Source organism: Prevotella sp. khp1, from assembly GCF_900102205.1.
In the GTDB taxonomy this organism is placed as follows: Bacteria; Bacteroidota; Bacteroidia; order Bacteroidales; family Bacteroidaceae; genus Prevotella; species Prevotella ruminicola.
The window spans coordinates 171,137-184,149 of sequence record NZ_FNJZ01000003.1 but is presented as its reverse complement, the minus strand read 5'-3'; the positions used below and the strand labels follow the sequence as shown (position 1 = coordinate 184,149).

Sequence of the window (13,013 nt, the reverse complement as noted above, 5' to 3'; positions counted from 1 at the left end):
TTAATGTTTAATGTAGTACTATGTCAGTAATGATTAATATCTCCGAGCTCAAGCAAACCTTAGAGCTCACCCCCTCAACCCAGAACATCATGCTCGTAGGCAAGCACGGCATCGGTAAGTCCGAAATCCTCACCAGCTATTTCAATAGCAAGGGCATGAAAGTAGTAACCCTGTTTCTCGGACAGATGGCCGACCCGGGCGACATCATCGGCATACCCTCGAAGGTAGAGCAGATCGATGCCAACGGCAAGGCCACCTCGCGCACCGACTTCACCCCACCCTACTGGTTCCCACAGGACGGAAAGCCCATTGTGCTCTTCCTCGACGAGTTGAACCGCGCCCGTCCAGAGATACTCCAGACGGTGATGGACCTCACCCTGAATCGCAAGCTGGCAGGCAAGGCCCTGCCCAAAGGCAGCTACGTGATATCGGCCGTTAACGATGGCGACGAATACCAGCTCACCGACCTCGATCCAGCACTCGTAAGCCGTTTCAACATCTACGAGTTCAAGCCCACCGTCGAGGAATGGCTCAACTGGGCTGTGAGCGAGCATCTCGACGACCGTGTAGTAGATTTCATTCAGGACAACCCCACCTGGCTCGACGGCAACAACCGAGAATACAAGGGACTCGACAAGACCGCCGATCGCCGCGCCTGGAAGCATGTATCCGACGTGATTCACAAGGTAGACACCATCACCGACATCCACAAGCGCATCATCGCCGGCATCGTGGGTGTAGGCGCAGCAGCAGCCTTCATTCAAAGTGCCCTGCAGCATAATGCCATCACGGGCAAGGACCTCCTGCTTAAGTACGACAAGACCATCAAGACCGTCGAGAAGTACCAGCTGCACGAGTTTGCCATCCTCAACGAGTCGGTGTTCCGTTTCCTCGAAAATGCCGAACTCAAGAAGAACGAGAAGAAAACCGTGGCCGAGAACCTCGGTAAGTACATCGATTTTCTCAGCAATAACAGCGAGGCACTTGCCAACTTTACCACCATCTTTGAGAAGGACACCTACATCAGGGCCGCCTCATTTATGGTAATCAATGCCCCCAAGGTGTACAACACGTTAAACGATTATGTAGAAGCACTATGAAAGAACGAATAGCCAGAATCGCCCAGCGCTGGTTTCTCAGCGACGAGCCGCTGTTCTTAGCATTCTGCACCCATCGTGTGGTCGAGAACCGCGAGATGAAGTGCATCGCCCGTGTGGGCAGAGGCGTTATCGAGTTCAACCCCTTGCTGTGTTTCCACACCAGCGACAAGGAACTCGAGGAGCGCCTCCGTGTAGAGGTGATCCGTATCCTGCTCAAGCACCCCTACGACCGCCAGCCCGACGGCTGCAGCACCACGGCCAGGGCATTAGGCAGCAACTGTGTCATAACCGACAACTACCGTCTCCATTTTTTCGAGATGGTAAAGCCTGTCGACTTCGAGCTGCCCTCCCAGAAGCACTACGAGTTTTATGCCCGTAGCATACAACAGCTCCTGCCTAAGGGTGAGCAAGGCCAGGCCGGAGAGTCCGACGCAGATTCCGATCTCGCAGCCAACTGGCAGCAGGACGAGCTGATGGCGGCCCAGGTCGACCAGGTCATCAACAATGTCAAGTCATGGGGATCGATGCCTGGCCATCTGGTCGACCAGATCATTGCCTCTACCAAGGCACGTGTCGACTATCGTAAGATACTGGCTGGGTTCCGCGCCTCCATCCTGAGCGAGAAGCGCAAGCTTACACGCATGCGCCCCAACCGCCGCTTTGGATTCGATGCCATGGGCAGTCGCTACGATTTCTGCACGCACATGCTTATCGGTGTGGATTGCAGTGGCAGCATCACCAAGACCGATCTGCGCAATTTCTACTCCACCATCAACCGTTTTTTCAAATACGGCATCAAGCAGATAGATGTGGTGCAGTTCGACGTGAAACTGGGCGAAGTGCAAACCCTGGTCAAAGCCTCCGAGAACGTCAAGGTTACCGGCCGCGGCGGCACCCTTTTCCAGCCCTTTATCGACTTTGTGGCCAAGCATCCCGAATACGATGGTGCGCTTATCTACACCGATGGCTATGCGCCCCCGCCAAAGGTACCCGCCACCATACGCACGCCCCTTTGCTGGGTACTCCGATCCGAGAGGGAGTTGAAAGAGCACGAATCCTGGATGCGCCAATCCGGCCGCGTCTGCGTAGTCGAAAACACATAAATCCAATTATAGCCAAAGCACCCTGCCTCAGTAAAATGAAGCAGGGTGCTTACTTAATTGGCCAGGCGATGGTTATGCTCCCATGCAGCTGGTCGCTCCCAGTGCGGTAACAATGGCCGTAGCCACAGATGCTATGATCTGCACGATAAACTTTAAGGTTTCCTTCTTACTCATAACTTTTAATGTTTTAATCGTTTCTTTAGTACGCTTGGCATCGCCAAGAATGTTTCATGTTTAATCTTTAATGTTTAATGTTTAATGTTTAATAGTAAGGCTGGGGCCTAAGCCCCAAGCCCTTAGTCTCCGATAGGCTCGTGACTTCCTCCGCCGCCGGTATTGCCGCCACCAGTGTTTCCACCGGTATTGCCGCCACCGCTCTGGTTGCCACTGCTACCTGAGCCCGACGAAGGATTCTCGTCGTCCATAGTGCCGGCAAACGTCTCGGCATTTACAAACTCAGCCTTCTTGATGAACTCACGACTCGAGATGTCGGTCTCGGTGCTCGAATCGGGCAGGAATCGGATGTGCAATCCCTTCAGGTTCTTCTGAGGCAGGAACTTGTCCTTGCTCTCGGCACCGCCCTCGGTATTCTCCAGGGTGGTGAAGAAGATACCCAGACCGTCGATCTTCACACGCTTCGAATTAAGCAGCATCTCCAGCAGACAGCTGCGGAACTTCTCCAGCACGCCAAACACCACGTCGGGGGTGTAGATAGAGCCGTGCTCACTAATGTGGTTCGCCAACTTGCGGGTGTTCAAGGTCTCGATAGTCTTCTGATGGGCGAACCACTTGCCATTCACCTTCGAGTTCTTCACCTTGTTCTGCTTCAACAGATAAAATACTTTTGCCATAATGTGTGTGTATTAATTAGACTTAAGTGCGACTGACTACATCGGGCAGCCGCTTCCCGTGTGTGCGTTTCATATCTGATTTGCACTGCAAAGGTACAAATTATTTTTGAAACTACCAAACATTTTAGCAAGTTTTTATACGCTATTTTGTAAGTTTTTATAGTATATATACTCAAAAATACAGAAACGTAACTTCTGGCGCCCCGAAGTTACGTTTTCGGCTGCCAGAAGTTACGCTTCGTCGATCGTGACGGAGAGCTGGTTTTATTCACTATTCATTTATTCACATGTACAGGAAGGTTTTCAGTTTTCTCAAATATATATTTATATTATATAATTATATTATAATATAATTATATAATATAGTATTAACATACTAATAAGGCAATGGCAAGTCGTTTTCACGCAAAAGCATTCCCGTCTATGTGAATAAATGAATAACTGAATATTTTTTATTTCCCGAAAAATTTGCGTAATTGCAATTTTTCCATTATCTTTGCACTACATTGACGAATAAACCTAAAAATAAATAATATTCATAAAAATTATGGACAACAGAAACAGCTTATCATTCAGGCAGATAATCGATACATTATCTGCAACAATCAACCCAGTGAATCACGTCATGGACCTCGTACCATCCGACATGCAGGAGTTATTTCAAAAGAGTATGCTCATATCGCTATCCATCCTTAAGACCTCCGAGATGGTTCACAATTCGGGCGGACAGATCGACTACCAGCAGTTGTATCAGCTATTAAAGCCGCTACTAACCGACCCCGAAGTCATTAACAGCTACAACAAGTGGAAAAGCGACCTGTGCTGCATGACACCCCAAATGCTAAAGCATAAGCGTTTGCAGGTGATATTTGATGTGCTTAAGCGCGACATTATGAAGTACGACGAGGATGCATTCAACTATGAGGTTAATGAAATCAACGACGACGAGATTACCCAATGGATATCGTGCGAAGAAAAGCTCGACGATAACCTTAAGAAAGAGTTGGCAAAACTTAAGCGCTACTTGATTAAAGAGGGCGACATCATCATGATAGATCGCCAAAAGTTCGGTAAGTATGCAATGAAGCACATAAAAGCTTTCTCGTACGAGGACGCCAGGACTATGTTCGAACTCGATGCGACACTCGACATGGTGAATGCCGACCTGGTGGCGCAGAACCCCAGGCTGCAGACGATTATCAACAAGTACCGTCTGCAGCCTGAGCCGTTCAACGCTTTTGCGCCCGCCAAGATTATCAAGAGCATCCTCACCCAGACAGAAGTATTGGCATTGGTAAGCAACAAGCAAAAGTACACCGCCCAGTGGATAGAGCAGTTTGTTGACAATCTGATGGCCTCAGAGCATGGCAGAAAGATTGCCGAAGACTGGGCCAACAGTAAGAAACGCATCAAGATACCGGCTCTGGTGGCAGGCACACTAATAAGCGCAGGCGTTTTCAATTGTAGCAAACCAAAGTTGGCCCGCGCCATCCGCGTACAACACGACTTCACGGTAACAATCGACAGCTACGCCACCTACATGGGCTGCAAAAAGGAGCAGCCCTACCTGGAGTGGGTACAAAACTACGTAAAATCCAATTAACCGTATCCCAATTCTGTCCAACTGGCTTCTCCCGATTGGGGGAAGCTAATTTTTTTTGTTTTTTCTGATACGGCGATAAACACACGCAAACCACAGCAATTCTACACGCCAACCAACCGGCTGCCGCCAAAAAAGTTTTGGCAGTTGGATAGTTGGACTCTACTTTTGCACTCGCAATCCGGATTTCGCAACAAACATCAAATTTAAAATGACTTTAGAGTATTTAGAAATTATGGAAGAAATCAAGAAGGCCGAGGAGCAGCCATCCACAGCTCCACGCAGAAAGTGCATTCGTAGTTTCAAGTCGAACACCCGCGTTTTCGACGACGACTCGATCGAGGTTACGCCCCAGGAACGTGGCCAGCCTGCACAAACCAACGTTAAGAAGGTGGGCCGGTCCAAACGATACGACACCACGGGCAAGAACCCACTTACATGCATCGAACTCAAATGTCCCGACAACGTGCCCGACAAGGCTGCCTATTTCCAGAAGGAACTGGCCAAACTCACCAAGGACATTACTATCGCCACCCCCGAGCTGCCCAACAGCGAGTTTCTGTTAAATCAGGACAACCTGAAGGTATGTTTCGAGGAAAAAGAGAGAAAGCTGACGGCATGGATGGCATTCAACACCCAGAACATGCTTGAGGCAAGAAGAGATTTGTTTAATTTAACCAGCGAAATTTATAAATGTTTAGTTATCAACAACAACTTACTGACTCGCGAACGCGACTGATTACCCCCGAGGTGTTCTGGGCTTACTGCCGCGCACCACAAACAATACAACTGGTAACCGAAGCCCGACAGGCACTCCAGAACGGCGACGAGAAGACCTATGCCGACAAGAAAAAGCAGCTGGCGCTGATGATATTTGTAGGCACCTTTGAGGAATGGGAGAAGGAACTGGAGAACAAACGCACAGGCGAAAAGCGAAAGGAAACGGCGATGTGGCGCAGTCAGAGTCATGTACACCTGAACGGACTGGTGGTGGCCGACTACGACCATCTGCAGGGCGACGTTCGAAAGATTTGGGCCGAAGCCTACGAGCGCCTCTCGCCCGAAGACCAAGCCCGCATCGTGCTGGTTTACGTTACCCCATCAGGCCAAGGTTTGAAGCCCGTATTCACCGCCGATCCTGCCATCGGCAACCTCATCGACAACCAGCTCGATTTCTCGCGCAAGCTGGGGCTGCCCCTCGATGAATCGTGCAAGGACGGTAGCCGAGGGGCCTTCATGACCACCGCCGATGACATTATTTATATTAACGAAGAAAAACTGTTTTCCTATGAAGATGAAACATTTTCTGCGCGATTTGATGCTCTATATCGAGACGGTCAGTCGCAGGCTACGCAAAAGGATAATTTAGGCTCGGAGAAAAAAATCATAGAGTCCTGTGGTCCGTTGCAAGATAATTACAACGGCATGCCGGTAATGGAGATTGTCGACAAGTGGAGCCAGCAGCATTTTGCCAGCGAGGGCGTATCGCGCCACGAATCCAGCATCCTGCTGGCACGCGACCTACTCATTATGCTCGATCGCGACCAAAGTCTGGTGCTGTCGGTATTAAAGGCACAGCCCTGGGTGCAGGCCATCATCCGCGAACGTGGCGAGGACGTAGAGCGCACCGTATCCGATGCCGCCACCTATCTGAAAGCCCAGGAGAGTCAGGCCGCCAAGAAAGGTCAGCCCTGGCTACCCAAAATCTCAAAAGAGATGCAGGCGATAGTAGAACCTCTAAATTCTAAAATCTCAATTCTAAATTCAGATGCCGACATCTACTCCCAGCTGCCGCTGGACAAATGGGCTGATGAACTGCTCGAGATGGCCCAGTACTACCCCTGCATGAAGGAGCTGTTTGTTAACCTGCATCCACATAAACTGCCCGCCGTACTCTTCTCGTCGGGCGCCCTCTTCGGCACGCTGATGACTCGCGCGTGGTACCACTTCTGGTTCGACCCAAAGATTATACGCCGACTCAACTACTGCATCTTTATCATTGGCGATCCCGGTGCAGGCAAGCATATGATAGAGGAGTTCTATCGCCTGATAGCCGACCCTATCATACAGGCCGACCAGTGCATGACCGACGCCCTGAATCGCTATAAGGAGAGCCGCACCGAGCGCACCACCAGCACCAAGGCACAGAAGGCCGAGGCACTCAAAAAGCCCGAAGTTGGCATACGCGTTCACCCCGCCCGCACCGCCACCGGCGAGTTTATCCGCCACATGCTGGCAGCCAAGGAAATCATCCAAGGCCAGCCGATAAACCTGCACATGCTGTCGTTCGATTCCGAGCTCGACAACGTGAACAAGAACAACAAAGGTGGCGATTGGAAGGATCGCGAGATTATGGAGCTCAAGGCCTTTCACAACGAGGAAGACGGACAGATGTACGCCAATCAGGAGAGCATCAGCGGCATGTTTAATGTGTACTGGAACTTCATCTACACCGGCACACCCTATGCCCTGCATCGCAAGGTAAACCAGCGCAACTTTGGTACCGGCATGAGTAGTCGACTGGCAGTTATCCCCCTGCCCGACCGCGGCAAAGCCAAGCGCCATCAGGAGGTGATTGAGGGTGCCGACGAAACGTTGAAGATGTGGGCCTACCGGTTGGATAAGGTGGCAGGCGAGATACCCATCGAACCGCTGAACGACGAAACTTACGAGTGGCAGACCGAGCACATGGACATCGCCGAGTTTAATCACGACAAGGCCGACCGCATGCTGCTAAAGCGCATACCCTATTACGGCATCGGCATCAGCCTGCCCTTTATCCTGATGCGCCATTGGCAGGAGTGGGAACAGAACCGCACGCTATCTATGGACGACACCGACCGCCGTTTCTGTCGCCTGGTGATGGAGATACAGTACCGCAGCCAGCAGTTCTTCTTTGGCGAGATGGCATTCCACTACTTTGCCGATCAGGACAAGGAGTTTGTGGTTCGTCGCCGCACCACCCGTTACGACGAGTGCTATCGCCAGTTGCCCGAGGAGTTCAAGGCCAAGCATGTTGTCGAGATATTCGGCTGTTCGCAGCCCACCGCCTCGCGTAACATCAATCGCCTGCTGGCCGATGGCATCATCGAGCACGTCGACACCCACACCTACCGCAAGCTCCTCCCAGAGCTCCCCTAAAGTTAATTGAAAATTGATAATTGATAATTATGGAATCAAGAGGTTTAAGAAATTGTAATCCACTCAACATCCGTCGCTCAGCTGACCAGTGGAAGGGCCTCAGCGCCCAACAGACAGATGTGGCATTCTGTCAGTTTAAACAAATGGAGTATGGCTGGCGTGCAGCCCTAGTGCTGCTAACGCGCACTTACTACCGCAAGTACCGCCTTTACACTATCCGCAAGATAGTAGAGAAATGGGCGCCGCCCACCGAGAACAACACCGAGGCCTATATCAGCAATGTATCCGCCACCACCGGCATCGGACCCGACGACGACCTGGGCGATCCGCAGCAAAACCCCGCCAACTGGTTGCTCCTTGCCGCCGCCATGGCCATCCAGGAAAACGGTCCCAACTGTCGCGACCCCATCCCCCTCCTCCGCGCCTGGCGGATGCTATAAAAGCAATCAGGCTGGTATCCCTAATCCGGATATCAGCCTGTTTTTTGCATTTTTCTTGATAAATATTTGGAAGTTTCGATTGAAATATGTATCTTTGCCACCGAGAAAGTGTTTATCACGATTAACAAATCACACCAAAAAGTGTCTAACATGATTAACACATATGCAACAAAAGTGTTTATTACAATTAACACGAACGATAAAGTCAGATTTTGAAGCAGATCCTTCGGGACAATCAGCAGGAGGTAGAGCGATATGTAGTAGAACCTCGCGACATTAATCTAGACGACTTTCCTTGCCGTGTATTAGTAGGTGTGCGCAGAGCTGGCAAATCGTATATGCTTTATCACGTCATCCAGCAATTACTGGCCCAAGGACATAAATGGGACGAAATGCTGTATCTAAGTTTTGAGGATGAGCGCCTTGAAAACTTCGATACCGACGACTTCAACCGTCTGTTGGAATGTCATCAAGAAATGTATGGCAAGCGACCTATGCTATTTCTCGACGAGATTCAAAACATTGATTGTTGGCATAAATTTGCCAGAAGAATGGCCGACAGCCAATATACCATCTTTATCACTGGTTCAAACGCAAAGATGCTTTCAGGCGAGATAAACACCACCCTTGGTGGGCGTTTCCTCATAGCCGAAGTCTATCCATATAGTTTCAAGGAGTATTTGGCCGTACATCAGGTGCCTACTGCCGAATTAGACACCCTCTCTACCGAAGGACGTGCTAAAGTTATACGTTGTTTCGATGAATATCTTCATGATGGCGGATTGCCTGCAGCTGCCCTATTACCAGCCAAGCGAAACTACTTGAGCAGTGTATATCAGAAAATATACATGGGCGACATCATCGCACGTAACAAGATTACCAACGTGTCCGGTATCCGTGTATTGGTAAGGAAAATGGCAGAAAGCGTATGCCGCCCCATCTCCTACAAACGCATTAACAATCTCCTATCAAGTGTAGGCGGCAAACTCAGCCTTGCCACTACCATCAAATATGTAGAGTATTGCGAAGATGCCTGGTTGTTACTACGACTGCGTAACTACTCATCGGCATTAGCAGATAAGGAAAGTAACTGCAAATACTATTTCATCGACACCGGCATACTCGGTTTATTCCTTATCGACAAAGACGCCATGCAGCTCGAGAACCTTGTAGCCCTACAATTGTTCCGCATTTATGGGCACGATCCTGAGAATGAGCGTGTGTTCTTTTATAACGATAGTTATGAAGTAGATTTTTATGTCCCAGAAGCAGAACTGGCCATCCAGGTAAGTTACTCACTGCGCGACGAGGACACCCGAAAACGAGAAACCGAAGCTCTCCAAAAGCTACCTCGCCGTTTGCCTTGCAGCCGTCGTATCATCCTTACCTACGATGAAGAAGATACCATCACCGATCAGTACGGCATCATCGAGGTAATCCCCACCTGAAAGTGGTTATTGAACAAACTAGCTTAATGGGCTTCATATAACAACTTCTTCCTTATATAACCCGCTCAAATAATGGCGTTGCGACTCGTTATAAATCCCTTGCCATAGACGAGCTATTCCGAGTTTGCCTAATAGTTCTGACAAGGAATCATTGGCTTCTTTAGGCAATGAGCCTTTCTTCTGAACCATTTTTACCAGTCAGGGAAACTTATATACCAATCATCTTTGTTTATTAGTTCTTCGTATGTCATATTACAGTTATTGGTACGTTATTTTATCATTTCGTAATGCAAAGATAAGTATTTCCCCTAAAACTTGCAACAATTTAAAGGAAAATGTTACATAATTGGCAGTTTCACTCCTGTTGAGCTAGTTTCTTCAGAAGAGCAACATTCTCTTCTTCAAGTCCTTCTGCATATCTCTGAAGCTGCTCGAGGCGAGCTAGGTCACGACGATATGCCTTTATGAGGTATTTCATCCACACCTCGTAAGGAAGGTCGTTTAATGACAGGTTGCGGACTTTGCGTAGGGGGAGGTTCGCGATAGGGTTCTGACACTCTGAATTTACACTTTGCTGTTTCATAACTACTATATTTTAAATTAAACAATACTATCTATTCTGGATGGCCGTTCATTTAAATAGTACGCGAAAAGCGGATTTTCTAACATCTGGTAGCAACTTTTTTTAAAAATAATGTTTTTCACACCTTATTAATAATATAAAGGTAAAACTTATATATATAAGAAAACACAAATAAATGCGTATTTACTTGTATATTTCATCATAAATGATTAACTTTGCCAAATGATATTATGTTATGACTGAAAAAAACAACAATTACAAGCCTGCTCCAGTTGACACTACTAACGTGAAACTGCCAGATGAACTAACAGAACTTGCAGAGGCCATCTCAAAGAATGTACACGAGGTGTGGGCCCAGAACCGTATGAACGAAGGCTGGACATACGGCCCCGTACGTGACGACAAGAAACGAGAGACTCCATGTCTGGTTCCCTATGAAGAACTATCAGAGGAGGAGAAAGCCTATGATCGTAATACGGCTTTCGGCACCCTGAAGTTTATTGTATCCCAAGGATTCGAAATAATCAAGAAAACATAATCCCAATATGAAACCCATCTGTATTGCATTAACAAACATGTCAGGCATAGCCTGTGCTAGTGACAGAGATCATACAATCTATCAATTGTCAAAGCGAGTACCTTTTGCTGTAGCCGTTAATCCAGATTCTCCGATTCCCTGGTACAGCATAATTGAACAGTTCCAACTTTCTGGTGAACCAGAAGAGAGTGAGGAATTTTCTGACTACGTCACTCACTTCGTCGCTTTTCTTTCCAGTCACTTCGCTGAGAAATCATGGAGCAATCTTCCCGCAGACGATACAAACGTCTTCTTCATGGGGTATGGAAAGGAAGACCTGTTCCCCTCTGTATATGACACCGTACTGAAAGTAAACCCAGATAATGGACAGTTCGAGGCCACTCAGATAGGATATAATAAAATTTCCCATCAAGAGTCCACAGCCATTAACCATCTTTGTGACATCGATTCTGTATCACCCCTATTGTTTGGAGTTAACAATAAAACCAGAGAGGCACTTCTTCCAATATACACGAAATTGTTCGAGTCGTATAAGGATCGTGTAAAGAACCACTTTGCAGATACTGAATTTACATCTTATGTCACTCAGGAATTGGACAGCCATAATATTGAGGACTCTTTTTACCAAACATTTTATAATGCCAATAGTGAGGTAATGTCTCGGACGGACATGGGACTAAACACCTTCAGCGTGGAAGATCTTGTAACAGCCGTTGAAACACTTGTCAATGCTGAAGTCCGGCTTAAGCACCTACTTTCTAAGGGGAATGAATATCCTCATCTCACCAAGGAAATAGCCGTCATTACCCGCATCGAAGGCGTTACTTGGTTAAAACACAGTTTATTCGCATTGTAATTTATTAAATTTCATCGATTATGACAGCAGTAGTAGGTATATTAAATAAGAAAGGTGTAGCTATTGCAGCCGATAGTGCTGTAACGCGTACTAGAGGTCGCAATAATAAAGTGACCAAGAATGGCAACAAGATGGTTCGCCTTAGCGATGTACTTCCCATCAGTGTGATGCTTACAGGCAATGGTGCTTTCTTGCGTACCCAATGGGACATTATTATCCGTCATTATCGCCAACATAGAGGCGACATCAAGCATGAAACGGTAGAGGCCTGCATGCATGATTTCTTCCGCTATATTGCCGATCACGGATTGTTTATAGACTCCGAATTCGTCTTAGATCGTACAAGAAGGGAGTTAGACTATTTGTTCAACTATGTAGAGAATAAAATCGACGACAAGTATAAGCAACGTAATGACGAAGGAGCATTAACATCGCCCCGTGGCTTTCAGAAAGCTTTTGAAGCCTTGCTCAATCGTTGTTGCAAATTCTGGTCAAAAGATGGTGTTTGTCCCCAGTTTAAGGATTATTCCCCAGAGCAGTTCAATGGCTACACCAAAGAAATCTTCGACGAGTTTATTGAGACGCACATCTATAATGATGACGATCCTTTCAAGCACGGATTGTACCCTCACTCAGTCATGGCCGCACTGCGTGAGCCATTGGAGAAAACACTGATGATCAGACTTACCACACGCCGCACTGATGATGACGACAGTGCCGAGTTAGTGTTTGCCGGCTATGGTGAGAAGCAGGAATATCCCTCATTGGTTTCAACTATTGTCTGCGAAGGTTTCGATGGACGTGTCAACTATCATGTAAGCCCCAACGATATAATCTGCATCACCGATGATCGTCCTGTAGCCATCTGTCCCTTTGCGCAAACAGATGTCATATACGCAATCTTAAGGGGTATTCATCGAAGTTTCCAGGGTGAGTTTGCCGAAATATTAGACAAGGATTTCGATGCTTGGCAAAACGACATCTTTAATATACCAGAAACAGAGGATTTCAATTTCATCGAGTTTACCAATAAACTTGCAGAAGTCGAGACCAACGATATAAAAGATAAACTTTATACTCAAGCAAACCGTTATCTTGCCAGCAACCAGCGGCAATGGGAAAAAGCCCTCGAAAACTACGATCTCCAGTCAATGGCAGCATTGGCAGAGAGTCTCATCGACCTCACAGGTTTCCATCGCATCTTGACTTTCCAGCAAGAAGGTGTTGGTGGCCCAATTGACCTAGCTGTCATCACCAAAAACGAAGGTTTTACTTGGCTCAACCGCAAGAGCTGGTATCACCACAAAGACGTCGGCGGCCGCCACGGCAAATTTGGAGTATAAACGTCTAACT

Annotated in this window: 13 protein-coding genes; 10 read left to right on the top strand and 3 right to left on the bottom strand. The window is 47.8% G+C overall.

Going from position 1 to position 13,013, the window contains the following annotated elements; genetic code table 11:
• The first annotated feature begins 20 nt into the window (after positions 1–20).
• Positions 21–1,100, top strand: coding sequence for an AAA family ATPase (locus BLR73_RS09795; protein ID WP_091861580.1), 1,080 nt, complete (start codon positions 21–23; stop codon positions 1,098–1,100).
• Positions 1,097–2,203 carry a VWA-like domain-containing protein gene (locus BLR73_RS09790; RefSeq protein ID WP_013063821.1) on the top strand — a complete coding sequence of 369 codons (1,107 nt, stop codon included), beginning with the start codon at positions 1,097–1,099 and terminating at the stop codon, positions 2,201–2,203. The genes BLR73_RS09795 and BLR73_RS09790 overlap by 4 nt, the downstream gene beginning before the upstream one ends.
• 72 nt (positions 2,204–2,275) lie before the next feature.
• On the opposite strand, the gene BLR73_RS14370 is transcribed toward BLR73_RS09790, so the two are convergent.
• Together BLR73_RS14370 and BLR73_RS09785 are read right to left on the bottom strand one after the other, a co-directional pair.
• Positions 2,276–2,377 carry a smalltalk protein gene (locus BLR73_RS14370; protein ID WP_170857849.1) on the bottom strand — a complete coding sequence of 34 codons (102 nt, stop codon included), beginning with the start codon at positions 2,375–2,377 and terminating at the stop codon, positions 2,276–2,278.
• A 122-nt stretch (positions 2,378–2,499) separates the two neighbouring features.
• Entirely contained in the window at positions 2,500–3,054 is a 555-nt protein-coding gene (locus BLR73_RS09785; RefSeq protein ID WP_091861577.1) for an HU family DNA-binding protein, read from the bottom strand.
• Positions 3,055–3,601: 547 nt separating this feature from the next.
• On the opposite strand from BLR73_RS09785, the gene BLR73_RS09780 reads away from it, so the two are divergent.
• The 5 genes from BLR73_RS09780 (at position 3,602) to BLR73_RS09760 (ending at position 9,683) form a co-directional block, all read left to right on the top strand.
• A complete protein-coding gene (locus BLR73_RS09780; protein ID WP_143010936.1) occupies positions 3,602–4,657 on the top strand; it encodes a hypothetical protein in 1,056 nt (351 codons plus the stop codon).
• 232 nt (positions 4,658–4,889) lie between these two features.
• Positions 4,890–5,393: a hypothetical protein gene (locus tag BLR73_RS09775; RefSeq protein ID WP_041385537.1), complete on the top strand. Its 504-nt coding sequence runs from the start codon at positions 4,890–4,892 to the stop codon at positions 5,391–5,393.
• A complete protein-coding gene (locus BLR73_RS09770; RefSeq protein WP_233456459.1) occupies positions 5,348–7,795 on the top strand; it encodes a BT4734/BF3469 family protein in 2,448 nt (815 codons plus the stop codon). The genes BLR73_RS09775 and BLR73_RS09770 overlap by 46 nt, the downstream gene beginning before the upstream one ends.
• A gap of 29 nt (positions 7,796–7,824) precedes the next feature.
• On the top strand, positions 7,825–8,235 hold the full coding sequence (locus BLR73_RS09765; RefSeq protein WP_233456460.1) for a hypothetical protein: 411 nt from the start codon (positions 7,825–7,827) through the stop codon (positions 8,233–8,235).
• A gap of 212 nt (positions 8,236–8,447) precedes the next feature.
• Complete coding sequence (locus tag BLR73_RS09760; RefSeq protein ID WP_233456461.1) at positions 8,448–9,683, top strand: ATP-binding protein; 1,236 nt, start codon at positions 8,448–8,450, stop codon at positions 9,681–9,683.
• A gap of 355 nt (positions 9,684–10,038) precedes the next feature.
• Here BLR73_RS09760 and BLR73_RS09755 read toward each other — a convergent pair whose 3' ends face one another.
• Positions 10,039–10,266: a hypothetical protein gene (locus BLR73_RS09755; RefSeq protein ID WP_091861571.1), complete on the bottom strand. Its 228-nt coding sequence runs from the start codon at positions 10,264–10,266 to the stop codon at positions 10,039–10,041.
• 235 nt (positions 10,267–10,501) lie between these two features.
• Between BLR73_RS09755 and BLR73_RS09750 the strand changes: the two genes are divergently transcribed.
• From BLR73_RS09750 to BLR73_RS09740, 3 genes are read left to right on the top strand one after another with little or no spacing between them, the layout of a single operon-like run.
• On the top strand, positions 10,502–10,804 hold the full coding sequence (locus tag BLR73_RS09750; protein ID WP_091861570.1) for a RyR domain-containing protein: 303 nt from the start codon (positions 10,502–10,504) through the stop codon (positions 10,802–10,804).
• A 7-nt stretch (positions 10,805–10,811) separates the two neighbouring features.
• Positions 10,812–11,660, top strand: a complete 849-nt coding sequence (locus tag BLR73_RS09745; RefSeq protein ID WP_143010935.1) for a hypothetical protein — start codon at positions 10,812–10,814, stop codon at positions 11,658–11,660.
• 20 nt (positions 11,661–11,680) lie between these two features.
• Entirely contained in the window at positions 11,681–13,003 is a 1,323-nt protein-coding gene (locus BLR73_RS09740; protein ID WP_091861564.1) for a hypothetical protein, read from the top strand.
• Positions 13,004–13,013 lie beyond the last annotated feature (10 nt).

Coding starts and splice junctions, on each gene's coding strand:
- BLR73_RS09795 (WP_091861580.1), top strand. CDS start 21: ATGTCAGTAATGATTAATATCTCCGAGCTCAAGCAAACCTTAGAGCTC.
- BLR73_RS09790 (WP_013063821.1), top strand. CDS start 1,097: ATGAAAGAACGAATAGCCAGAATCGCCCAGCGCTGGTTTCTCAGCGAC.
- BLR73_RS14370 (WP_170857849.1), bottom strand. CDS start 2,377: ATGAGTAAGAAGGAAACCTTAAAGTTTATCGTGCAGATCATAGCATCT.
- BLR73_RS09785 (WP_091861577.1), bottom strand. CDS start 3,054: ATGGCAAAAGTATTTTATCTGTTGAAGCAGAACAAGGTGAAGAACTCG.
- BLR73_RS09780 (WP_143010936.1), top strand. CDS start 3,602: ATGGACAACAGAAACAGCTTATCATTCAGGCAGATAATCGATACATTA.
- BLR73_RS09775 (WP_041385537.1), top strand. CDS start 4,890: ATGGAAGAAATCAAGAAGGCCGAGGAGCAGCCATCCACAGCTCCACGC.
- BLR73_RS09770 (WP_233456459.1), top strand. CDS start 5,348: ATGTTTAGTTATCAACAACAACTTACTGACTCGCGAACGCGACTGATT.
- BLR73_RS09765 (WP_233456460.1), top strand. CDS start 7,825: ATGGAATCAAGAGGTTTAAGAAATTGTAATCCACTCAACATCCGTCGC.
- BLR73_RS09755 (WP_091861571.1), bottom strand. CDS start 10,266: ATGAAACAGCAAAGTGTAAATTCAGAGTGTCAGAACCCTATCGCGAAC.
- BLR73_RS09750 (WP_091861570.1), top strand. CDS start 10,502: ATGACTGAAAAAAACAACAATTACAAGCCTGCTCCAGTTGACACTACT.
- BLR73_RS09745 (WP_143010935.1), top strand. CDS start 10,812: ATGAAACCCATCTGTATTGCATTAACAAACATGTCAGGCATAGCCTGT.
- BLR73_RS09740 (WP_091861564.1), top strand. CDS start 11,681: ATGACAGCAGTAGTAGGTATATTAAATAAGAAAGGTGTAGCTATTGCA.